Origin of the sequence: Pedobacter sp. AK013 (assembly GCF_014205835.1) — a bacterium.
Taxonomy (GTDB): Bacteria; Bacteroidota; Bacteroidia; order Sphingobacteriales; family Sphingobacteriaceae; genus Pedobacter.
The window spans coordinates 40,854-66,134 of sequence record NZ_JACHCQ010000020.1 but is presented as its reverse complement, the minus strand read 5'-3'; the positions used below and the strand labels follow the sequence as shown (position 1 = coordinate 66,134).

Genomic DNA, 25,281 nt, shown 5'->3' with positions numbered 1-25,281 from the left:
GATATGTACTGGTACGAAGAAGAAGTTAAACAATTGGAAAGGGCACATCGCTTAGATCGCGAGCACCCGGGCGTTATTTTCTATGGCAGCTCATCTATCCGGTTGTGGAATAGTCTCGAAGATGATTTTGATTACATGAAAGTAACCAATTTAGGCTTTGGTGGCTCTACACTAGCAGCATGTGTATGGTTTTTTGAGCGGATTATGATGGACTACAGGCCAAAGGCATTTGTGGTATATGCCGGTGATAACGACCTTGGCGATGGTAGAAACCCAGAGGAGATATTTATTTTTTTCCTGCAGTTGATGGTTAAAGTTAACCAACGGTTTGGCATACTGCCATGTTATTTTATTTCCTTAAAACCTAGTCTTACGCGTTGGCAAATGGCCGATCAGTTCAGATATACCAATAACCTTATCGAAAGCGAAATCATTAAACTCAATAATCATTGGAAATTTATTGATGTTTTTAAGAAAATGCTCAACAAAGAAGGTAATCCGAACCCTACGCTTTACGATAACGACGGACTTCACCTAAGTGAAGAGGGTTATCGTTTATGGACAAGTACTGTTAAAGAGAAATTAGGTTAATCATTACGCTTAATTAATATCCCGATAACATAGATGCCTTAATTTTCCGCAAAAGAATTAAAGCTAATGAACAGGGAATATCATAAATGGTTCAGCCATAATCTTCAACGGGATATGGAACTATTGGTTTTCGGACATGCAGGAAGAGCAGTAATCTTTTTCCCTACCCGTATGGCCAGGTTTTACGATTACGAAAACTGGGGAATTATAGCTTCTTTAAGTATGCAGATTGAAAATGGAGAGCTTCAAATTTTCTGCGTGGATAGTATAGATGGAGAAAGCTTTTATAACGACGAGGTATTTCCATCGGTACGGATAGACCGGCATTTACAGTACGAAAAATATCTGCTAGAAGAAGTACTATCGCTTATTAATCAGAAAAATGATGGCGATTATGTAGAAACTGCAGGCTGTAGTATGGGCGCCTATCACGCTATAAACCTGGCCATGAAATACCCCTGGTTATTTAAAAAAGCGGTTGGTATTAGTGGAAGATATGACCTTACTGACAACATAGGTGATTTTAGGGATCTGTTAAACGGATTTCACAGCGATGAAGTTTACTTTAATATGCCAGCACAGTATATAGCCAACCTAAATGATGACCGGTTGTTATCGGCAGTTAGAAGTATGGAAATTATTTTGGCAGTAGGCGAAACCGATCCGTTTTTAACCGGAAACCAACATTTGAGTAGTTTACTATGGGAAAAAGGTGTACCCAATCAGTTCCACACCTGGGAAAGCAATGCACACCGCCCCCATTACTGGCGAAAAATGGTACCTATATACATTTAGTATTTATCCTAAATCACTTCTTAGTTTCACATCATGTTTTAATCTCTACTTATAACATTCCGTAATGTTCTGAAACGATATTCCTTTAACCATAGTAATAATGGTCTACAATCCTTCCGCTAGCAACCCTCTGCGCAAAAAAAGCCAGCAGATATCGCTATAAAACAACAGATAATTAATTTCTAAAACTGACGGCCAGTAGACTTAATTTTAACATTGATTGAACAAGAAAATATTAAGTTTGTACATAAACAGATTAAATCTACAAAATATATGAAACAAGGATTGTTAATAGATATGGATGGGGTGATTTATAGTGGGGAAGAATTGATATTTGGTGCTGATAAATTCATTAAAAACTTAATTGAAGAAGATATTCCCTTTGCATTTATGACCAACAACAGCCAAAGAACGGCTTTAGAAGTTGTACGTAAACTAAAAGGACTGGGCATAAAAGTAGAAGAAAGCCATGTTTATACGAGTGCAATGGCTACCGGAAAATTTCTTTCTGATCAAAGCCCAAATGGTACTGCTTATGTACTGGGAGAAGGTGGCTTATTAAGTAGCTTACATGATCATGGTATTACTTTAGTAAACACTGATCCCGAATTTGTAGTACTAGGAGAAGGTAGAAACTTTACGCTCGAAATGGTGCAACGCGCCGTTGATATGATTCTTGCAGGAGCTAAATTTATTACCACCAACAGAGATCCGTCTCCCAAAAAACCAGGATGGAACAACCTTGGTATCGCAGCAACCACCGCAATGATTGAGGAAGCGACCGGCAGAAAAGCGTTTGTTACAGGTAAACCAAGTCCGGTGATGATGCGCTCGGCACGTAAATTTCTAGGGTTGGAAACCAGTGAAACTACTGTTATTGGCGATACCATGGAAACTGATATACAAGGAGGCGTTCAGATGGGATATAAAACCATTCTGGTACTTTCGGGCATATCAAGCAAAGATCGCCTAGGTCATTATGCTTTTAAACCCGATATGGTTGCAAGCTCTGTTGATGAAATAAAGTTTCCGTTAACTTGGTGGGAAGGCAAATAGTTGGGAGTTTGGAGTCCTAAGTGCCAAGTTGTTAGTCAATAGTATAAATCAAAGTTAATTTGCTGTAAGATGTTACCATCTGACAGAGAAAAACATTGAATAAAACTAACCAGGTGTCAGATAGAAATATCTGACATCACATAACAAATAAATTAAATTTGCTTTAAGATTCCTTCATTTATTAATGGTAAATAAAGGGGCTGAGTTAAGATATACGGGCTTAAAAAAACTCGATTGATTATTAGTTGTAAATACAGCGGGCTTCTGATCAAACTTAGCAGCTGTACCAACTCCTTTAAACAAACTAAATGAAGTAGAATCATTGACAAGCTGCTCATGCACTGGCATATCAGGCCTTTTTTTGTCGGTAAATTTATTCGCTTTGGTTAAAAGCCCAATTGCTGGTATAACCATTAATAGTGCCACGCAAGAAATCAATCTCATATCATTGTGTTTAAATCGTCTTATTACTTGGTTAAAGCCTTTTAAACAAAGATGAACAGCTGTTATTAGTAAGATGATTAGCTAGCATTATGAAATTGTTAAAATTACACTGCAATTTTAACCCAACATTAAGTATATCAACCACTTAAGATCATCTGGTTTGGTAAGTTATAATATCGATGTTCATCTTCACTAGATTAGGATTAAGATTGCGTAGAAACATCCGTCGCTACGCAATCACTAACTAACCAAGTAAATGTATTTACCAGGTGTAACATCAGATAACCAGTCTAACGCACACACTTAGTATAGACGGAATAATTCAGGCACTAATCAACCTATTCATTACCCTATCGTTTACATTTAATTCTTAAATCAAACCAGGTTTTGATAGCTTATAACAACAAGGTTTGTTTTAAATCGCACAAGATTAACGAAGTAAAGCATCAGCTTAGCTACATTTTCGCATCCATTAACTTTGTTGTTGTGGCTTTTGGCACTACCAGTTTCATTTTGATTACAAATGCCTTGTTGGCTTGAAAATCTTTTGGCAGCATTACATCGTAATAGGTATTTTTATCGAGATCTAAGCCAATGTCTGATTGTTTTAGCGTTAAATTTTTGTTGTTAACCAAAAGTGCGGCAGTACCCGGAACCTGTTTGGCGTTTTTAGGCACGGCAATGCGCACCATTCCATTTACAGGTTGATTAAAAACAGTTAAATAAAGGTTATCATCTTTTTGTGTAAAGTAGCCCAACTTAGAAGGTGTTAATGCAGCATGACGCACACCATACACTGCCTCTGCATTTAGTTTTACCCATTCGCCAATTTCTTTTGCAATTTTATCTTCCTCTGGGTGCATATTTCCATTACCATCAGGGCCAAAATTTAATACAAAATTGCCATTCATTGATACCGAATGCATCAGCATGTCCAATAAATCATCTGCAGTTTTGGTATAAATTCCCGACCAATCTTTCATATAACCCCAACCGTTTGGTGGAATAGTCATTACCGCATCCCAATCATTACCATTCAGCCATTCAAATTCTGCTGGTAGTTTACGCTCCCAGCCTTGTTCATAATCGCCCAAAATATTGCCATTCGAATCGAAGTGGCGCGCGCCGTGTTCATCATTACGGAAACGTGAGCCAATAATTAATCCGGGATGTTTTTCGCGCAGTTCTTTTTCTAGATTATAGGTAAACTCGTAGGCGCTTTTCCACGAGGCATCCCAAGTACCATCAAACCAAAAACCTTTAATTTTCGGATAGTTATCCAGCTGCTCTAAAAGTTGGTTTCGGGTATAAGCTAAAAATTTACCAAATTTTTCTTTCTCTTCATCTGTTTTTGGGGCTTTACCCATATAATTTGGGTTGTTCCATTCTAAAATAGAGAAATAGAGATACACATCAATACCTTCGGCGGTATAGGCATCTACAATCTGTTTTACGATATCTTTTTTATATGGTGTTTTAGAAATATTATAGTCAGAATATTTTGTAGGCCACATTGCAAAACCATCATGGTGTTTGGTAGTAAAAATCACATACTTAGCCCCCATATCTTTAGCTTGTTTAGCCCAACGTTTGGCATCGAAATTCTTCGGGTTAAACTGTTTGTATAGGTTATCGTAAGTTTCGGTCCAATCTTTTGGCGCTGTAGGTCCACCCCATGAGCGGATCCATTCTGATGCTGCTGCACCTCCCCTTGCGCTTACTCCATTCCATTCGTTACCCGCAATAGAATAAATTCCCCAGTGGATAAACTGCCCTAAACCATAACTGCGAAAGGCTTCCATATCCGCATCGGTACGGTGTGGTGGTGTTAAGCTTCCGTATTTAACTTCAACCTCTTTTGTAGGTTTGCTTTTTGGTCCCGTCCACTGCGCATCTGCAGGGTTTACTGCAGCTATAGTGGCAAGGGTAACCAAGGCAAACTTTAATATATTTTTCATCTGTTTAAATTTATTCTCGTTCTTTTTAATCTTTATAATTTAATGGTTTCTTTCTCCTAACCGGAATTTCTGGATTTTGTAAGGGTTTTGAAGGATTATAATAATAAAGCCCTGCTTTACTATAAAGCACCAAATGTTGATTTAAATTATTACTGAATGCTTTAAAATCTTTGTGTTTTTGCGGCGTCCATGCGGCTTCTGCCAGGGCAGCAATACGCGGAAAAAGTAAATAATCTAAACGGTTTTCACTATCTACTGTTTCTGTCCACAGGTTAGCCTGAATACCTAAAATAAGTTGTTTTTCTTTTTCATTTTCGGTAAAAGACTGGGCATCGAACTGGTATACCTGCTCAATGGGGCTGTACAGTTTGTTCCATTTCCGACCGTATTGATGGGTACTATCCTGAACAAAATCGAAATACAATGGCAATCGTGGACATAAAACGGTTTGATATCCCTTACTTAAAGCAGTGCGGAGCTGAGCAGGTTTTTCCTGACGCCACCAAAATATAATGGTTTTCTCTTTCGGGAGGTCGGCTTCTGCCATTTCGTCCCAAAAAATAGCTCTGGCATTTAATTGATAGAGCGAATCGACCATGCGTTTCATAAAATAATGTTCTACCGCAGCATCATCTTTTAGCTTTTCGCGCTCAAGGAGTCTTAAAATATCCGGATTACTTTTCCATTTTTCATTTCCATAACTCACTTCATCTCCTCCTAAATGAATTAATCCTGACGGGAATAGCACATTGGTTTCTTTTAGGATATCGGTTAAATAACCATAGGTTTTTTCCAGCCCAGGGTTAAAGGTAAACTCTGGGTGCCCTATTGACCCTCCTCCTGAATATTCGGGATAGGCTTTATTGGCCGCGGTAGCATGCCCAGGCATATCAATTTCTGGTATTACTTTAATGTATCGCGCTGCAGCGTAAGCCACAATTTCGTTAATATCGGCCTGTGTGTAAAACTGAGCTGGCAAATTGGGGTTTAAATAATCACCAATGCCACCAATAAGGGCTAAATCAGGATACTTCTTAATCGCTAAGCGCCAAGCAGGTTCATCAGTTAAATGCCAGTGAAAGGTATTCAGTTTATAAAAAGCCATCCAGTTTAAAATGGATTTTACTTTTTGTTTGCCAAAAAAATGACGCGATTCGTCGAGCATAAAACCACGCCAGCCATAAGCTGGTGCATCATTTATTTCAGCAACGGGAAGCTGGTTATTTTTATTGGTTATTACCAATTGCAACAGCGAAACCACTCCGTAAAAAATACCATTGGGATGTGTAGCGGAAACAGTAACCTGTTCGGGTTTGATACTGATCTGATAAGCGCAGGAATCTGTATGTTTCTTTCCGGCTTTTAGCAATAGCACAATATTTGCCGACTTTGCTTTCTGCTGAAGGGTAATTCCTTTTTGGCTTAATAATTCATTCTGAAAATAATAAGCAATCGTTTTTAGCGCTTCGTTATTGTAACTAATGCTACTGTAATTATTTAGGGTATAATAGCCATTGCCTTTTGCAAATTGCAGTGGCACCGGGATAATTCCAGGTTGCTGTGCTAATGCTGTTGAATAAATAAGCAGCCCAGATAATATATATAGTAACCTCATTAATTGGTTGTTATTTTTAGTACATAAACAGGAATTTGAATTCCTTTGTCATAATCACTTGGCAAATCAAGGCTAAGTCCCTCATTGTTTATTGTCCATTTGATTTTCTTACTGTTTCCCAGGAGCTCAATATTTTTAACAGACAATCTGCTCTTGTTTATCTGTTTTAACAGTACACCTGGCTTTTGCCAGCTTCTTAAAAAAACATATACGTTCTTATCTTTTGCAGTATAATAAATATCTGGTGTTACAGATTTTGGTGTACCATCAAAAACAGCATCTTTAATGGCATTTTTACTTTCTTCGATGGAGATATTATCGCTCTTTTGGGTACTATTTTCTTTTACAGCTAACCAAGGTTGGCTGGCGTAAATGGCCTCGTGATTAATATCCATCCATTTACCTACCGCTTTTAATCGGGCTATTGCCCAATCTGGAAATGTACCGTCGCCTTTAGGGCCAACATTTAACAACAGATTGCCACCATTAGCCACTACTTCTACCAAGTGCCTTACCAGCATTTCTGGCGATTTCCAAACGCTATCGTGTTTGTTGTAGCCCCAGTTTTGGCCAATGGTTAAACAAGATTCCCACGCTTTTTTTGATGATGGTGACAAAGACTGCTCAGAAATTGAAAAATCACCATAGCCATTTCCAATTATATTGTTAATCAGGCAATTTGGCTGTAATTTATTAACTAACGCTTTAAGTGCTGTACTCTCCATTTTACTGATCAGTTCGGGCGTATCGAACCAAATTGCACCAATTGGGCCATAGTTGCTTAAAAGTTCAGTTAACTGCGGTTTAACTTTTCTTTCAAAATAACGGTTAAAAACCTTTGCATCTTCATTAGGGTAATCCCAGGTATTACTTCTGCCCGCTTTTACAGGCCAATTTGTTGGCACATCGGGATCTTGCCAATCTCTTCCTAAAGAATAATAAAGGCAAAGTTGGATTTTGTATTTTTTGCAGGCTTTTGCCAACTCTGAAATTGGATCTCGCTTAAAGGGGCTTCTTTTTACAATGTTATAATCGCTACTGGCCGAATTGTACATCGCAAAACCATCATGGTGTTTCGCCGTAAAAACAATATACTTCATACCTGTTTCTTTGGCTTGTTTAACCCAGAGATCTGCATCGAATTGAATTGGATTGAATTGGTTGGCAATGGTTGCATATTCGTTTACGGGAATGCGCTCGTACAGCATAAAATGTTCACCTCCTTTAACTTTATGGCCTTGCCAATCGCCAGCAGTTTGCGCATACAATCCCCAATGTAAAAACATACCAAATTTTTCATCTTTAAACTGCTCTAATGCATTATTTTGCACTGTTTGCCCAAACAGAAGCTGGGCAAACAGTACAAAAAACAGACTAAAAAAAAGCGATTTTCTCATTTTTGATTATATTTTGAAATGTTTATCATTAAGTCTGTTTTAAAGATAATGATTACAGGGCAATCACTTTTATAGATGATGCTTTATCGTTAAAAGTAGAAACGTAACTACTCGATGAGGTTAACTCGATACTGCTACCGGTAAAATTATCACCATCATACATAATTACTTTTACCCCTAAACCTATATTAACAGATGAGACATCGTTATTGCTAATGCCACGGCTGATCAGATCGGCTGTTGTGTACTGCCCAACAGGTAATGATACGCCATAACCTCCGTAACTGGCATTCTGGAAAAATTTAGCAGAACCGTTTGCACCGATCTGCGGCACTCCGTTTAAAAATGAGAAAGTATAAGTTTGAGTAACTACGTTTCCATTTTTAAGTAAAAGTTTAGCCTTTAACTCGTACGGCTCATTAGCTTTATAATAAAGTTCGCTTAGTGGAATACTACCGGCAATGGTATTTCCTGTTCCAGGTGCAAACCTCCAGGTAACGGCATTATAATCTTTATTCACCCCTGTTCCTTCGTTGTTTACGTTAGGATCCATATAAACCAAAATATCGGTAACCTCTTTATTGCTCGTAAAACTACCAGACAAGTTGAAAGCCTGAGTAGTGCTATTGAAAGTGGCATTGGCATTAATTGTAGTCGTGGCACTTTCGTAAGGTATTTCTACGGGTAAAGGATCTTGAAAAACCTCGTTACGGTTCAAAATGGCAGCATCTACCTCAGTTAAAAATGTAGGCTGACCTTTGCTAAAACTTACATTTCCCGATCCCATTAAAGAAGTACCTAAAGTTGGCTCTTCTGAAGCATATTTTGCATGATCATGAGGAAGATTTAAGCCATGGCCAAGTTCGTGCAGCATTCCGCCCAAATAATTAGAGTTAGGGTTAGGGATTTTATCAACCGCCATATTTGCATTATCCAGTGCGAAGCAATTTTTACCCAATCCATAAAATGGTTGTCCGCCGCCATCGGTTCTTTGCGGCAATAAAATGAGCATATGGGAAGAATTGGAAAATTCTGAGGCATGCGTAGCTTTGTATGCATTTATTTCATTCAGAATTTTGCTTCCTGATATGCTCGAATCATAGGGGTAATCTGCCTGTGGTCCTGCGGCAGGAATTTCTATAAATTTAATGAGGTTGGTAGAATCAACTCTGGCTAAGCCCAAATATTTGTTATAACCATACCTTAACATTTCGGTATGGAACCAGTTTTGAAAATGTGTAAATAATGCGGTCAACCTGGTTTTGTAATCAGGAAGCGCTGGATTATCGGTAGGCACAAACATGACAATGTTGAGGTTTTTGGTATTGGTTACAAAACTGGGCGTGGTAGTTGAACTTAGCGCCGATTTGCTCAATTTTACCTGATTGGTTTCTGGTTCTGAAACCTGAACTTTTTTACAGCTGCTCATTAAAATGCCGCTCGAAATTGTAAAAAGCAAGGCAAAGTAAATTTGTTTTTTGTTTTTCATTGTTAATGGTTTAAAGTTTATGGTTATTTGATTAATTTTTATTTCATTATTGTCATTTAGTTAAAAAGTGACCTTTACCACCCTCCCTGTAGCCATCTTGCCAGTTATCAATGTTTCTGGCACTGATATCCTAAGCCCTTTGTAATCTTGTTTCCAGTTGAGTTTTTCGCCTGCATGGCCAAGTACAACCTCTTTAACCTGAATCTGGTCGTGAGACAGCGACTTAATAATCAGTTCGCCATGTTCGGTTTCATTTAAAAAAATCTGCAGCTCATCTTCCTTTCCCGAATAAAACATAATAGGCTCAAGTGTTTTAATGCCAGTTGAAGTTTTAGACTTTGTAGAAACTATGCTTCCCTGTTGATTGATTGGCATAAGTAAATGTTTAAGATGATTGTATTAATTTTGCAATAGTTAAAGCCATTGCGTTGCCTACCTGTTAAGGCAGGCAACTTTTCTTGGACTAACTCTACTAAAAATATTCGCCTATAGTGTAAGCTCCCCGCTCAGGGTCAGTTCCATCAAAACCGGTTTGTGCCGTTAGGGCTACGCTGTAGCGTTTATAGCTCTGCGATGGAATATCGAATATGATAAATGAACCATAAACTTCGTAGGCTGATAATGAACAACCACCATAAGTGCTATCGATAGTTACATAAGCATTGTTGGCAGTGTTACTTGGATCTTCAATCAATACTGATTGGGCTCCCGTTGTCGGATTTAGCGTTACTGTTACATAGTATTGCGACTGATCGTAAGCGGTGGTTAAAATCTGTGCAGGTGGCTGTACACATTGTGCCTTTACCGAACTGCAGATAGCGAAGAAGCTTAAAAATAAGGATAAGATTAGAATAGACTTTTTCATGTCAAATCATTAATAGTTGGAAATACATTAATTAGCAAGTGTAATAATAGGCTGATAACTATACTCTGGTTCAAATGCACCTGCCCAATCTATTTGATAACCTGCAAAATAGGCTGAGAATTCTGTTACATGAGCAACGGTTGCACCATACCCGCCTGCATAAACTTTCCATGTAATATTTGCTGTCCAAGAATTGAATTCAGGATCCATGACGTAAACATGATCGATGCCATTGTTTTCGGTTACGTACAGCCAAATTTTAAAAGTTCCCAATTCATTGGTTACTTCATGGTAATACTCTTGTGTAGGCACCTGAGCTTTTGCTCTAAGAGGTTTAATGGCAACAAAAGCCATAATCATTGCAAAGAGAATTAATGTTTTTTTCATAATTTTTAAGGTTTATAATTGATTTAATTAATTACCATCCTGGATTCTGAACCAATAAGCTTTTACCTTTTAGTATCTCGGTTAACGGTATTGGTGCAAAGTATCCGGCCTTTAAAAACGCACTATTTATTACCGTAATAGGCGCATAAGTAAATGTTCCGTTTAATTCTTTTGTAACTATTGTTCCGGTTACCGGCTGCGCTTCGGTAATTTCTGCGGTTTTCCATCTTCTGGTATCATAGTACCAATGTCCTTCGGAGAAAAACTCTACCCGGTATTCATTTTGAATCAGTGTGCGCAGATCCGCTTGCGAAATACCTGAAGGGATGCCATAACGGTTATCTGTTCCAGGCAAAATGCCTGCACGTTTTCTAATCTTTATTACATTTGCTACAGCATTTTCAGTTTGTCCGAGTTCATTTAAAGCTTCGGCATAACCCAAAACCATTTCAGCTAAGCGGATTATTGGATATGCCCGATCTACACTTAAGCTATTAAATGGTGAGGAATCGTTACACATTTTACGGTTATAGTACCCGGTACGGGTATGCAATGCAGCATAACCATCAACCGAAGGCGCATTTGTTGCTTTATTAAAGAAAATATCAACTTTTTCTAAAGCGGTGGTAGTTTTATTACAAACTATTGACTGATTATAAATGATAGAATAATCGAACCTTGGATCGCGGTTTACGTAAGGATTGTTCGCATCATATGGAATAGCAGCAGATGATGCGGTAATAGGCTTGCCATCTTTCATCCCAAATGCCTTAACCATATTTTCACTTGGGTTACTATAAGTGAGTACGGTTTGAGTTGTCCTGCTCCACGGAAACCACATCAGCTCTAAAGTTTTTCCTCTTGAAACATTGTAAGCAAATATATATTCGGAATTTTTTCGCGAGGCGATAAACATGTTCTGGAATCCTAAACCGGGTTTAACAGAATTGTCTTCTACAAGCGCATATTCTGGTAAATCCAAAACAGCTTTACAGGCATCGACAGCCTTTTGCCACAAATTCTGATCAAGAGCAGCTGAATATGAAACCAAAGGCCCAATAGTTGCATCTGTTGCTACCGGACTTCCATTATAAAGCGGACTGGCCGCTGTAACTAAAACACGTGCTTTTAATGCTTTACATGCACCCGAAGTTGCTCTTCCATAATCAGCAGCTTCGAGTATTGCTGATGCAGGCAGATTTTTAGCGGCTTCATCTAACTCATTTGCAATATAATCAATGCACTGTTTATAGGTATTCCGCTTATATTCATAATTAGGTAAGTCATCATTAACCTCATCACCCATTAATTGCACTCCACCGTAAAGCCTTACTAAAGCAAAATAATACCACGCCCTCAAAAACCTGGCTTCAGCAATTACCCTAAGTTTTTTGGGTGTAGAAAGTGTTGAAGCCGGAACGTTTTTCATAAAAATATTAGCAGACCTTATACGCTTATAATAAGCAGTATAATAAGAATTGAATGCATGATTATTCGACGTTAAAGAAGAGGTTAACAGGGGAATCTGAGGACCAGAGGCATAACCAGCTGCCACATTGGTGGTCATGGTTTCAAAATTATCAATAATTGAGCCTAAACCGGTTCCACCATTTACATCAGGTATGATATCCATTCCCGTATAGGCATAGATATCTGTTAAAAAACTCATGGTAAGGGTACTATCTGCAAAAACCTTTGCTTCTGTTAAAGGCTCTACTTTAGGATCTAAAAAGCCGCCTTTTTTACACGATTGTAAAGCAATAGTGCTACACGCTACAATCAATATGTAATAATATTTTTTCATGTTATGATCTATTAAAGGGTATAACTATAATCCTACCTGAATGCCAAAATTTACGATGCGCTGTTGGGGATATTCTCCTGCCGATGCGCTTACTGCCGATTCGGGATCGATAAACACAGGCAATGCGGTATAAACCAAGCCCATATTATAGCCATTTGCATAAAGTCTTAAATTATTCAGGTGCAGCTTTTTAACGATATGAGAAGAGAAACGATAACCGATTTCAAAGTTCTTCCAACGGACATAATCGCCTTTCGAATACCAATAAGATGAAACCAAAGCGTTGTTCGCACTTCCACTTATTTCAGGAAAAGTTGCATCGGCAGCTGTTACTGGCGTCCATCTACCTAAATTGAAAGGAATAGATTGCCTGTCTGGTCTTTGATAAGCTAAAATCCCCCTGTCGTATCTGATGATGTAATCGAAAGCGCCTTGAAACAGCGTACTTACATCAAAATTTTTGTAGGTAAAGCCAAAGCTTAAACCAACTGTATATTTGGGCTGATTGGTTCCTAAATACCCCGCATCATTTTGATCAATTATACCATCGTTATTTAAATCTTTAAATTTCAAAGATCCAAGCTGTGTGTTCGACAATGGAATATTAGTGACTAATTTAGGCGCATTGTACAGTTCAGCCAAGGTTTGATAAAAACCATCAGAAGTATAGCCGAACTGGGCACCTACTGGTTTACCAGTTGTACTTAACCAGGGATAAAGTGTGGCCGGTTCATCTCTAAAAACAATTTCGTTATTAGCATAGGTAATGTTCGAATTTGCGAAAAATGTTAGGTTGTTATTAATCCTATCGCGGTAAGTTACATCAAGTTCATATCCGGTATTTTTCACAATACCTAAATTGTACTTGGGTACACTTGCTCCAAAACTTCCTGGTAATGTTCCAGGATCTGAAAGGATATTCTTGCGTTTTTTGTAAAAGTAATCGGCTGTTAAACTCAGTTTACCTTTAAACATTTTTAAATCTACCCCCACATCAGCATCTTGCTGTACTTCCCAGGTAATGTCGTAGTTAGATAGAGTAGGTTCAATCAAACCTACTGAAGTGGTAGGTGTTTCTCCAAATACATAACTTCTACCAGAGCCTGTAGAATAGGTTTTGGCATATGAATATACAGACGAACCAATGGCATCGTTACCTGTTAAACCATAAGATCCCCTGATTTTAAATGCGTCTACAAACTTGATGTTATTTTTGAAAAATGGCTCCTCACTAATATTCCATCCAATACTCGCGGCTGGGAACAACTGGTACCTTTTGCTCGATTCGAACTTATCAGAGCCATTGTAACCGGCGCTAAAATCGAAAAGGTATTTCTGTTTGTAATTGTAACCTACTTTTCCAGTAATACCACGGATATTATAAGGTTCAGCTGCCAATGATGCACTGATATCAGTCGAATTGGTTGTTTGGTTTAATAAAGCCAATGCCGAGATATTGTGGTTTCCAAAACTCCTGCTGTAATTTAAATTGGCTTGAAGGTTTAATAGCCTATTGGTTGCTAAACTTCCTCCTTCCCTAACCAATGTACCCATTCGGTACATATCCGTTTTCCATGGATCGTAGGTTTTGGTATTGGCATTGTATACGTAGGCTAAAATTTCAAGATTGGTACCACTTCCGCTCCTACGTAAAGTGCGGGTAAAACCATAGTCGCTTGCAAACGATACTAAAGCATTTGCAGCCAGACCAGGTGTAATAAAGTCTAATTTCTGATTGGCCTGTGCTACAAAATTTAAATTATTACCATAGGTTCTGGTATATCCGGCATACATTAAATTGGCTACAGGATTCGGCTTTACAGCACTAGGGTTGGCACTGGAAGCAATTAAACCATTAGGCCAATACACCGGATAGCTGAATGAAGAAAGTTCTCCATTCCATAAATATTGAAAAGTTGTACCTCCATTGTTCCATGCTTTATCATAAGGTTCATTCGTAATCCCAAAACGCCCGGATAAATCCAATCTGATATGCAAATCCTTTGTTGGATCGATATCTACGTTCGATCTAAAATTGTACCTATTGTAGAAGTAATTGCTGGTATATCCCTGATCCTTAGAAAAGTCTTTATAAATTCCTCCTTGAGATAGATAACCTAAGGAAACAAAGTATTTCGCAATTTTAGAACCACCACTGATATCGAGGTTGATGCGGTTTTGCAAGCTTACCTTTTTCAATACCTCATCCCACCAGTTTACACTCGGATAATTATAAGGATCGTCGTTTGTACGGTAATGTTCTAAAGTATTACCGGAAAAATATTGTGGGTAAGCAACAGCCGGATCTAAATACTGACTGGTAACACGCTCCCTTAATAAACTTAAAGTAGTATAGCCATCGTTTACTTTTGGCCTTTGGGTAGGCATCTGTAAACCCGTTTCGTTGCGGAAAGTAAGTTGAGGCTTGCCTGATTCGCCACGGCGTGTTTTTATAATCAATACCCCGTTTGCTCCGCGAACGCCATAAACAGCAGTGGTTGATGCATCTTTCAATATGGTAACGCTTTCAACCTCATTTGGATCCAATTGGTTAACCTGATCTAAGGTAAATTCGATATCGTCAACAATAATCAACGGACTAGTGGCGCCACTTCCGGCGTAAGTACTAATTCCGCGTATCTGGAATGCTGCACCGTCTTTGCCGGGCTGCCCGCTCCTTTGCTGAGAGAAAAATCCTGGCAAACGGCCAGCTAATGAGTTCTGCAAACTGGCTGAAGGGCTTTGTCTGATTTCTGCTCCTGAAATAGAGCTGATTGCTCCGGTATTGGTTATTTTCTTGGTTTTTTGCCCAAAACCCAATACCACCACATCTTCCAGTCCTTTTACATCATCTTCAATCGTAATTTTCAATGTAGTTTTACCTCTGGCATCTATTTCCTTGGTAATATAACCTACGTTCTTTACAATAATGATTTTTGTTGTTCCTTTTAACTTTAGGGTAAACCGGCCTTGATCGTCAGTTGTTGTACCATTGTTACTAAATTCTTTTTCGTAAACCGAAACTCCTGGTACACCACCAGATTTATCTGATACTGTGCCCGAAATGGTACTTTGTATTTGTGCCTTGGCCTGATAAAAAGTTATGGTCAGTAGCAAAAGCACAAAGTGATATATAATTTTTTTCATGTTCTGATTCTCCTTAAATAATTACCAGTTTGGATTTTGAGACATAAGTGAGTTCGAAATCATCTCTTTGTATGGAATTGGAAATACATACATTTTTGAAGCATCGAATTTAGCTGGTGCAACATCTACCGTTTTGTATGTAGTTATTGTTCCATTAAAAGTACCTTGTACACCATGTAAGGTTCCGTTCAAAACATTTTCTGCAATTTTCCAGCGGCGTATATCCCAAAAACGCTGCTCTTCGAAAGCCATTTCTACACGGCGCTCATGCCTGATCCGGGTACGCATCTCAGCTTGGTTTAGCCCGGCAGGCAGGTTAGGCATTCCTACACGATTTCTGATTGCGTTAATAGCGTTATAAACCGATAAATCAGGTCCAATGGCTTCGTTTTGAGCCTCGGCATAATTCAGCAGAATTTCTGCATACCTAAAAATTGGAAATACATGATTTGCTGCCGTATATGATGTTCCGCTGGCATTACTGGTTAAAAACTTACGCATGTAGTAACCTGTACGGGTTTCGCCACTATTGGTTTTTCCAAAACCAAGCGGCCTGTCTAAACCACCATCATACATCTGCACTTTACGGGTAAGCCAGAACAAACCATCAAACATTACTGTTGCCGGCAAACGTGGATCGCGATCGTAGTAAGGGGTTGCACTTACATAATCGGTTCCGGCTTCGGTAATGCTTTTGCCACTGCTCATTTCATAATCGTTTACGAGCTCCTGAGTAGGATTGGTTTTACCTGATCCTGCTCGAGGATAACCGATTGGATCGTTAGATGATTCTACGCCAGTACTGGTTGCTGCCATATAAGGCAGAATGATTTCATTGTTGCTTGCCGTTGAGAAAACACTTAAGAATTTATTTACTGAAGTTACATAAGCACTAATTTTAGCAGCGGAGGTAATACCTGCCATATTGGTGGTGGTATAATGAGTGGTTGTTGCCACATCATTAAGTTTATAGGCAAACTTGTTTTGGCTTACACTATCCATGATGTCTTTAGCGGCTTTTGCTGCTAATTGCCATTTGCTGGCGGTATTACCCGGATTATTTAACGGGCTTGCCGCATAAAGCAGTAGCCTCGATTTAACAGCCATTGCGGCACCGCGACTAAAACGGCCATAAAAATTTGAGGCAAAGGTTCCGGTTGCATTCGGCGATAGCAGATTAGGCATCGCCTGATCCATTTCGCTTGTAATGTAGCTAACGCATTCATCATAGCTGTTTCTGGCAATTTTAATTTCCTGCTGTGGATCGAAGACCTGATCTCCAATGAGTGGAACTCCACCCCACCTTTTTACCAGTTCGAAATAAAACATAGCTCTGAGCGCTCTTGCTTCAGCTTTCCAACGCTCCTTATAGCCTTTTAACGAAGCTTTTAAGGTTACTCGGTCTATTTTGCTTAAAAAGATATTTACTTTCCTGATACCGGCATAGTTGGCATCCCAAGTATTATCGGGTAAAACAGAAGCGTTTATGCCACCGGTAGAATAATATTGAACATTATCTAAAGTAGAGTTTGGAAGCGCATCGTCAGTTCCCGCATCTAAAATATTATTGTTTATCCGGTTAAAACCTTTTGGCAAACTGGAATAAATGTTGTTTAAAAACTGTTCGGTAAATAAACCAACGGAGTCTTTACTATCAAACACATTATTTTCATCTGTAAATTCCAAAGGGCCGTCCTCTGTAATTTTTTTACAGCCAGCTGTACAAATAAACAGTAAAGCCGAAAATATAATAAGGGTATAAGAATATTTTTTCATCGTCTATCGATTTATGGTTATAACTTCAATGAGATTCCACCATTGATAATGCGTTCGTTAGAAAAACCAGAGAGTCCTGATTCCGGATCAACATAATCCAGTTCGGAAACCGTAAATAAATTATAAGCGTTTACGAACAACCTTAGGCGGTTAATTCTGGCTTTGCTCAATAATTTCGATGGAAAACTATAACCGAGCTCAAGGTTTTTCAATCTCAGGTAATTGGCATCTCTTAACCAGAATGTAGACGTTTGCTGGTTATTGGTATTGGAACCTAATGTTAAGCGTGGCAAAGTAGCATTTATGTTATTTTGTGGCGTCCATCTGTTATCAGTGCTATAATCTAAAACGTAACCATATCCATTAGAAAAAGCCGACATCGAACTAGGGCTTAACAGCAATTGTCTGTTCACAATTCCTTGTACCAAGCCACTCAAGTCAAAATTTTTGTAGTTAAACGCAAAGTTTAAACCGAAAAAAATGCGTGGTTTGGTACTGCTAATCTGTTTCTGATCAAGAAAATTAATAATTCCATCGCCATTTAAATCTTTGTATTTGATGTCGCCAGGTTGTGGGTTGTAGCCCAGTATGCCTGGAATTTTAGTCACATCTTCCCCAATCTGATAGAAACCGATGGCTTCATATCCGCGCTGTTGTGTAACAGGCGCTCCGGCCAGGTATAGCCATGGATAAGGGTAATTAGGTTCATCTTTATCAATAACTTTGCTTTGCTCTACAGAAACATTAGCCCCTACATGGTAACCAAATGCGGCATTGACCTTCGAACTTAGGGATAGCATTGCCTCAAAACCATTAAATGTATTTTTACCCAAATTCTGCTGTGGATAGGTTTGCCCTAAAATACCACTGGCATCGCCATTGTTCTTCTGTTGCAGTAAATCATAATAACGGTTATTATAATAGGTCAATGCTGCGTTTAAACGGTTATCGAAAAATCCCGCCTCTATACCTGCATCGTATTTCCAAGCTTTTTCCCAGGTTAAATTGGTGCTTGCCAATGGATTTTCAAATGAACCTGAAACTCCAGTTAAACCAGTACCAAAGTTATACCCCGTGCTGTTTAACGTATATCGCTGTACATAACCATAATAATTGGATGGGTTTGCATAAGCCGTTTGACCAACTGAAGCCCTTAATTTTAAGAAACTTACTACCTCAGATTTAAACCAATTCTCTTTGTTTAAAATCCACCCCAAACCTAATGATGGCAAAAAGCCCCAACGTTTACCAGGTTCGTAACGGTTAAAGCTGCTGTAGTTGGCTGCTAATTCTGCCAGATAAGTTTCTTTATAATTATATCTGGCTGTTAAACCAGCAGTTTGGTAAATCTGATTGAGCTGGGTGTAAGAATTTAAGGTGTTATCGTTGTTATAGGTACCTAAGAGATTAAGATGATGCCTGTTAAAATCACGGTCATAACCAATAAGTAAATTAGTATAGGTTTGTTTAAACTGTCCGGATATAGAACTACCCGCCTTACCTGCCTCCAAAACCCCATCGCTTCCCACTTTGGTGTAAGTGGTAGCTCCGTTTACTACCGTAGGATTATAGGTAGCAAATGTTTTTGAACGGTCAATATTTTGTTGGTAATAATTATTGATCGATAATGTTCCCTTTGCCCATAAACCTTTGGTAATATCATCTAATTTATATAATAGAGAGGCGTCTGCATTTAAAGTACGCTGGTTGGCAGCCAAATAACCACTGCTTACTGTACTTGCCAAAATATTTGTTCCGTAAGTAACATTATTGATTGTGGTGGTATTTTGAGGATTACCGCTGTAAGAACCATTGGCATTGTATGCAGGATAAGCAAATGGAGAAGTGCTGTAAATCCTGCTCATGATTGTGCTAGCTCCCACACCAGGTTCATTCAGGTTTTCTATTGATCCAAAAATATTTAACGTTAATTGGATATCATCCGTAAAATCCATCTGTGCGTTGGTGCGGATGTTATAACGTTTATAAAAATTATTGGTATTGTAGGCGTTGTTATCATCGGTAACAAAATTACCATCTGATTTAAAATGTTCTATACTGGCAAAATACCGGTACGATTTTCCATTTCCGGCCACATCAATATTATAACGCTGTTGCGCACTGTTCTTCTTATATACCAAGTTGTACCAATTGGTATTCGGTTGTAAAAAAGGATTGTTATTACCGTTTTGATAGGCTGCAATTGTAGCATCGCTATACAAAGGCACAGAACCTGGGTTGGTATTTAACTGTGCCTCATTATACAGTTTGGCATAATTTGCCCCGCTAATAAAATTAGGTGTTTTAAGGTGCTGCAAGGCTCCGTACTGCGCAGTAAAATTTAATTCAAAAGGACGGCTTTCAGAGCGGTCTTTAGTAGTGATATAAATAATCCCGTTTGAAGACCGCATGCCGAACATGGAAGTAGAGACCGCATCTTTCATCACGGTAATACTTTTGATATCGTTAGGATTGAAGCCAGTAAAATTACGGATCACTCCATCAATTACAATTAAAGGTGTTTGCCCACGTAAACCAAAAATAGAGCTATCAAATCCTGTTCTTCCCGAAGATTGAATGGTATACAGCCCTGTCAATCGGCCTGCCAGAACATTTGAAATATCTGATACCGGAGTTGTATTTACATCTTCAGCATAAATGGTTGATGTGCCAGCAACGTTCAGCTTGCGTGGAATTACGCCATTCCAAACATCAACACCTCTTTGGATATAAGGCAATTTAGCATCCATCTTATCAACAGATAAACTATCTGTAATTTTCACAACAGGCTGCTGGGCAAAAGTAAAAACCGGAGCAAAAGCCACTATGTATAAACAGTGTTTCCATAAGGCCCTTTTCCACTTAAATAAAATAATACTTTTGGTCATGTTTTGTAGTTTATTGGTAAGAAACATTATTTAAGAAGCCATCTAGTTATTAACCTGCCCCCGTACTAGACCTGCATTCTGCTGTTGTGAAGCAACAACCAGATAAGCACTTTGGGTGCTCAATGCAACGGCTGTTTGTGCATCCACCGTTAGGCTTCCCTTCGATTCTCTGTTGCCGTTAAATGCCGGGTTTTTAAGATCGATTAACAGGGAACCATTTGCTGTAGATGCACCAAGATTAATTTTGACAGAACTCGGCGTATCGCCATTCTGCAAGGGCTGATCAAAATACACATCATAATGAAGTTCATTATTGTCCATCAGATAAAGCACGGCCACTGCGTGATCCGTACGGTTCGCAATCGCAGGAATAATTTTGGTAGCACTCAGGTCTACCTTCCATTGCTTTTTAATATAGATATCTGAAGTGTAAGTTTCTTTCTTACAGGAAGTAAAAAACAGCAACGCAAGTGCAGGCATTAGGCAATGCCTCTTAAGTGTAAATAAATTCATAAATTTTAGGTGTTGATTGTTTAGAGACGTTGCTTTAGCTGGTTATCTCTTTTGTTGGTTATTTTGCACAGAAAGAATATGCCGATGTACTACTGTAAAAATCCTGATTTTTGAAAGTGCTGCTTTTGGTGAAAGTAATTTTTGTTTCATGGTTGGTTTGGTTAATATTTACTGTTGGCACTCAGATGGGTTTATATCAGATTTACCCACAGTGTTGTTTGTTAGTTAAATTTGGTTAAGCCAATGGCAGAAATGGTTAACTTTTCCGGGTGATTGCTCTTTTATCACCTTGCATTAGCTTTATCAAAATTAGTTGGGTGTAAAATGAAAAAGGTCGAAAATTGTAAATGAAAGGGTAGAAAAACTGTAATCCTTTAGTATTTTGATAAGTTCGCGCTATCTTTAAATGAAAATACATCAAAGGATATTCTTCTATTGTCCATAAGATGGCCAAAAAACTAGCTTAATTATATGAATCTGCGTTTAAACGCTTTATGGTTTTTCTCAATGCTTTTTATCTGCACCTCTTTGTGTGCCCAGAAGCATATTGTTTTTAACCACCTCGGAATGGAAAATGGTTTATCTCAAAATTCGGTGATGGCCATCGCACAAGACAAAAACCAGTTTATTTGGATGGGTACCAGGCATGGATTAAACCGTTATGATGGTTACCGCTTTAAAATTTACAACAATAGCTCCGATAATCAAAACAGCATTTCAAACAATGTAATTACAGCCCTACTAAGCGATGCAAAAGGAAGGTTGTGGGTGGGAACAGAAAACGGGCTGAATATTTACGATGGAAAAACAGATCATTTTTATCGCATCAATAAACGCAGTTCTGTAAATTCCTTTAGCTGCGATTCGGTAGAATGTGTGTACGAAGATCCTCAACACCATATTTGGATAGGCACTTACAACGGTCTAAACCTGGTAATTGATGCAGAAAAACAGGTATTCAAGAAGTTTCTTTTCGATAAGCCTCAACGTAAAACAGGTATAAACCTTATCTTTTCGGTTTTTAAAGATGATAAACGCAACATTTGGGCAGGTACTTATGATGGTTTAGTACGCATTTTCCAGATTAAGGGTAAATATCACTTTGAAATATTCAGGCATAATCCCAATAACAAGAATAGCATCAGTTCTAATGCCGTAAAAAGTATTGTTATCGATAAACAAAAGCGGCTTTGGTTAGGCACATATAATGGTTTAAACCTATTCGATTACGAACATAAAACATTTAAGCGATACCAAACAAGTGCTACAGATCAGAATTCGATTGTGAATAACGACATTAGAAAGCTAACCTGCGACAAAGCAGGCAACATTTGGATCGGTACACAAGAAGGATTGAGTATCCTCGATCCAAATACTCGAAAATTTAGTAATTACCGTTACGACCCGGAGCAAACAGGCGGATTGAGCCAAAATTCGATCCACAGTATTTTTCAAGATCTTAACGGCTCCGTTTATTTGGGTACTTATTACAAAGGTGTAAATGTTGTTTACCCGTCTGCAACACCGTTTACCGTTTTTAAAAATTCGAAGAAACAGCAAGGTTTGAGCAGCAATATTGTAAGTACCATGGTCGAAGATAAATACCATAACCTATGGATTGGTACTGAAGGTGGTGGTTTAAATTATCTGAATAGACGCAACAATACCTTCACCTACTATAAATCAGAACCCAACAGCAGCAACGGGCTCAACTCCAACCTTATTAAAACCTTGTGCCTCGATAAAACCGGGCAGCTATTGGTAGGTACGCACCGTGGCGGTTTATACCTACTTAATCCTTCAGACCATAATTTTAAAAAAATAATCAACGTTAAAGATGTAAAAAATAGTCCTGGGGCTTCTGAAGTAATTGCAATAACCGAAGATAGCGATGGTACTGTTTGGGTAGGCTCTAGAGATGGATTATCTACATTAAAAAAAACAAATGGACAATACCCTTCTTCAACAGTTAAAAGTCCGTTAGAGCAAAACCTCAGAGACAAGTATATTCAGGTTATATTCGAAGATAAAGCCAAAAACCTATGGATAGGAACTATGGGCGGATTATATGCTTACCACCCAGCCACTAAAAGAATTACTGCTTATACAGGCAGTTTAAATTCAGATCATATTAATTGCATTATTCAAATACGGAATGGAAATATCTGTGTTGGAACTTCTTTTGGGGGATTGAGCATTTTCGACAATAAAAATAGAAAATTTAAGAATTATAACGAAAAAGACGGCTTACCAAACAGTAATGTACTCGGAATAATTGAAGATGATGAAAATAACCTGTGGATCAGTACTGATAAGGGACTATCAAAACTGGTTACTAAAACAGGAAAATTTATTAATTATACCAAAAGCGACGGACTAGCAGGCAATGTTTTTAATATCAGATCGTTTTTAAAAGACAGCAATGGCGAGTTATTTTTTGGAGGCTATGATGGTTTAACAGCATTTTACCCCAGCCAGATTGATATTAATAAAAACGTTGCGCCAATCACCTTTACCGGGCTCAAACTGTTTGATCAACCAGTGGCTGTAAATGCTCCTGACGGACTGTTAAGAGAAGATATAAAAAGCACAAAACAAATTACCTTTAAACATGGCAACAACAACTTCAGCCTCGATTTCGCCTTATTAAACTACATTAAGCCAGAAAAAAACAGCTACCGTTATATCCTTAAGGGCCATAGTAAAGATTGGGTAAAAACCGATGTGCCAAGTGTTACTTATACCGATCTTCCCGCAGGTAATTACACCTTTGTGGTAACAGGGAACAATAATGATGGCAATCCTGGTGGCCAAGCGGCAACCCTTAAAATAACGGTGCTCCCACCCTTTTGGGCTACCTGGTGGGCCTATCTTATTTACTTAGCTTTCTTTTCAGGGTTACTGTTCTTAATTGTACGTTATCTTTTTGTACGTGCGCTGCTTAAACGTACAGAAGACATTCAGAAAATGAAACTGAACTTTTTTACTTACGTGGCTCACGAAATCAGAACGCCGCTTACCCTAATTCTTGGCCCTTTAGAAAATCTTTCCAAGCAATATCAAACGGATACCGAGCTAAACCGACAGATTATTCCTATAAAAAATAATGCCAACAGGTTAATGCGATTGATTACTGAATTAATGGATTTCAGAAAAGCCGAAACCGGGCATCTTACCTTACATGTAACCGAAGATAATATCGTCGATTTTATTAACGAAATTTTCATTTCCTTCTCCCATCTGGCCCAAACAAATGGCATACAATACGAATTTATACATGAACAAGAAAACATCAGTCTGTTTTTTGATAAACGGCAGCTGGAAAAAGTACTGTTCAACCTATTATCAAATGCCTTTAAATTTTGCGGTAAAGGTGGCAAAATCTCTGTTTCTGTATTGGAAATGGATAATGAGGTAGCAATTAGCATATCAGATAACGGATTGGGTATTCCTGCAGAAAGTTTAAAAAATCTTTTTAGCGATTATTTCCAGGTAGATGAGCAACACTCCAACCAAATCGGCTCGGGCATTGGTTTGGCACTTTCCAAAGCAATTGTAGAGGAGCATAAAGGACATATTACCGTAGAAAGTACACCTGCTGAAAATGACGAGCGCGGTTTCACTAATTTCGCTGTAAGGCTAAAAAAAGGAAAATCACATTTTAAAACTGCGCTTTTTGATGGGATAAAAGATCATCCAAGTCATCTCGATATCTATACACAACAGGCAGACCAAGAAACAGCCATTTTAAAGCCTGAAAAAGAAACTGATAATTCTACCGAAACCATATTGATAGTAGAAGACAATAGCGAAATCAGGCTGTTAATCGCATCACTGGTTGGTAAACATTACCAGGTAGCAGAAAGTGAAAATGGATTAATAGGCTGGGAAACGGCTGTAGAAACACTGCCCGATCTGATTATTTGTGATATTATGATGCCGATAATGGATGGTATAGCGCTTTGCCGCCAACTTAAAGAAGATGAACGTACCAGCCATATTCCTGTTATCATTCTTACCGCACGTTCTTCTCATATCCACCAGGTTAGTGGTTTGGAAACTGGTGCCGATGCCTATATTACCAAACCTTTCAGTCCTGAATTGCTTTTACTAAATGTCCGTAATTTACTGATGTCGAGGCAGGTAATGCGTCAGAAATTCCTGAAACATATTCATTTACAGCCGAAAGAACTTACCATCAATGCTGTTGACGAAGCTTTTATGCTAAAACTCTTAAAATACATTGATGAACATATTGCCGATGAAGATTTTGGAGTGTCAGAACTGGCTTCGATGGTTGGCATGAGCAGACCTATTTTGTATAAAAAAATAAGGAAGCTAACCAACCTCTCTGTAAATGATTTTGTTAAATCTATCCGTTTAAAGAAAGCGATGGAATTGTTTAAACAAAATAGGTTTACCATTTATGAGGTGGCTTATCAGGTTGGTTTTAACGATCCGAAATATTTTAGCCGGGAGTTTAAAAAACAGTTCGGAAAGAGCCCGCGTTTTTTTATGAATGGAGAAGATGAAGACTAGTCCTCAGTCTGTAGTAC

At 38.4% G+C, this 25,281-nt stretch carries 17 protein-coding genes; 4 read left to right on the top strand and 13 right to left on the bottom strand.

What is annotated here, in order from left to right; genetic code table 11:
* The first annotated feature begins 3 nt into the window (after positions 1-3).
* From HDC90_RS14340 to HDC90_RS14330, 3 genes are all read left to right on the top strand, one after another.
* Positions 4-591 carry a GDSL-type esterase/lipase family protein gene (locus HDC90_RS14340; protein WP_184467493.1) on the top strand — a complete coding sequence of 196 codons (588 nt, stop codon included), beginning with the start codon at positions 4-6 and terminating at the stop codon, positions 589-591.
* 66 nt (positions 592-657) lie between these two features.
* Positions 658-1,386 (top strand): esterase family protein, encoded by a 729-nt coding sequence (locus HDC90_RS14335; RefSeq protein ID WP_184467491.1) that lies wholly within the window; start codon positions 658-660, stop codon positions 1,384-1,386.
* 273 nt (positions 1,387-1,659) lie between these two features.
* Positions 1,660-2,442: an HAD-IIA family hydrolase gene (locus tag HDC90_RS14330; protein WP_184467489.1), complete on the top strand. Its 783-nt coding sequence runs from the start codon at positions 1,660-1,662 to the stop codon at positions 2,440-2,442.
* A gap of 174 nt (positions 2,443-2,616) precedes the next feature.
* Here the strand turns inward: HDC90_RS14330 and HDC90_RS14325 are convergent, their stop codons facing one another.
* The 13 genes from HDC90_RS14325 to HDC90_RS14265 all read right to left on the bottom strand — a co-directional run bounded on the left by HDC90_RS14325 (position 2,617) and on the right by HDC90_RS14265 (position 20,725).
* Complete coding sequence (locus tag HDC90_RS14325) at positions 2,617-2,886, bottom strand: hypothetical protein (RefSeq protein ID WP_184467487.1); 270 nt, start codon at positions 2,884-2,886, stop codon at positions 2,617-2,619.
* Positions 2,887-3,341: 455 nt separating this feature from the next.
* Positions 3,342-4,844, bottom strand: coding sequence for an alpha-L-fucosidase (locus HDC90_RS14320; RefSeq protein WP_184467485.1), 1,503 nt, complete (start codon positions 4,842-4,844; stop codon positions 3,342-3,344).
* Between the two features lie 25 nt (positions 4,845-4,869).
* The gene (locus HDC90_RS14315; RefSeq protein ID WP_184467483.1) at positions 4,870-6,459 is read right to left on the bottom strand and encodes a beta-N-acetylhexosaminidase; all 1,590 of its coding nucleotides are present in this window, start codon (positions 6,457-6,459) and stop codon (positions 4,870-4,872) included.
* Positions 6,459-7,856 carry an alpha-L-fucosidase gene (locus HDC90_RS14310; RefSeq protein WP_184467481.1) on the bottom strand — a complete coding sequence of 466 codons (1,398 nt, stop codon included), beginning with the start codon at positions 7,854-7,856 and terminating at the stop codon, positions 6,459-6,461. The genes HDC90_RS14315 and HDC90_RS14310 overlap by 1 nt, the downstream gene beginning before the upstream one ends.
* A gap of 52 nt (positions 7,857-7,908) precedes the next feature.
* Positions 7,909-9,345 (bottom strand): hypothetical protein, encoded by a 1,437-nt coding sequence (locus tag HDC90_RS14305; protein ID WP_184467479.1) that lies wholly within the window; start codon positions 9,343-9,345, stop codon positions 7,909-7,911.
* Positions 9,346-9,405: 60 nt separating this feature from the next.
* A complete protein-coding gene (locus tag HDC90_RS14300) occupies positions 9,406-9,720 on the bottom strand; it encodes a hypothetical protein (protein ID WP_184467477.1) in 315 nt (104 codons plus the stop codon).
* Positions 9,721-9,817: 97 nt separating this feature from the next.
* Complete coding sequence (locus HDC90_RS14295; protein WP_184467475.1) at positions 9,818-10,210, bottom strand: hypothetical protein; 393 nt, start codon at positions 10,208-10,210, stop codon at positions 9,818-9,820.
* 27 nt (positions 10,211-10,237) lie between these two features.
* Entirely contained in the window at positions 10,238-10,597 is a 360-nt protein-coding gene (locus HDC90_RS14290; protein ID WP_184467473.1) for a hypothetical protein, read from the bottom strand.
* A gap of 31 nt (positions 10,598-10,628) precedes the next feature.
* The gene (locus HDC90_RS14285) at positions 10,629-12,401 is read right to left on the bottom strand and encodes a RagB/SusD family nutrient uptake outer membrane protein (protein WP_184467471.1); all 1,773 of its coding nucleotides are present in this window, start codon (positions 12,399-12,401) and stop codon (positions 10,629-10,631) included.
* A gap of 24 nt (positions 12,402-12,425) precedes the next feature.
* The gene (locus tag HDC90_RS14280; RefSeq protein ID WP_184467469.1) at positions 12,426-15,548 is read right to left on the bottom strand and encodes a TonB-dependent receptor; all 3,123 of its coding nucleotides are present in this window, start codon (positions 15,546-15,548) and stop codon (positions 12,426-12,428) included.
* A gap of 21 nt (positions 15,549-15,569) precedes the next feature.
* On the bottom strand, positions 15,570-17,324 hold the full coding sequence (locus HDC90_RS14275; protein ID WP_184467467.1) for a RagB/SusD family nutrient uptake outer membrane protein: 1,755 nt from the start codon (positions 17,322-17,324) through the stop codon (positions 15,570-15,572).
* 17 nt (positions 17,325-17,341) lie between these two features.
* Positions 17,342-20,212 (bottom strand): SusC/RagA family TonB-linked outer membrane protein, encoded by a 2,871-nt coding sequence (locus tag HDC90_RS14270; protein WP_184467465.1) that lies wholly within the window; start codon positions 20,210-20,212, stop codon positions 17,342-17,344.
* A gap of 42 nt (positions 20,213-20,254) precedes the next feature.
* Positions 20,255-20,725, bottom strand: coding sequence for a CHRD domain-containing protein (locus tag HDC90_RS14265; RefSeq protein WP_184467463.1), 471 nt, complete (start codon positions 20,723-20,725; stop codon positions 20,255-20,257).
* A gap of 471 nt (positions 20,726-21,196) precedes the next feature.
* Between HDC90_RS14265 and HDC90_RS14260 the strand changes: the two genes are divergently transcribed.
* Entirely contained in the window at positions 21,197-25,264 is a 4,068-nt protein-coding gene (locus HDC90_RS14260; RefSeq protein ID WP_184467461.1) for a hybrid sensor histidine kinase/response regulator transcription factor, read from the top strand.
* Positions 25,265-25,281 lie beyond the last annotated feature (17 nt).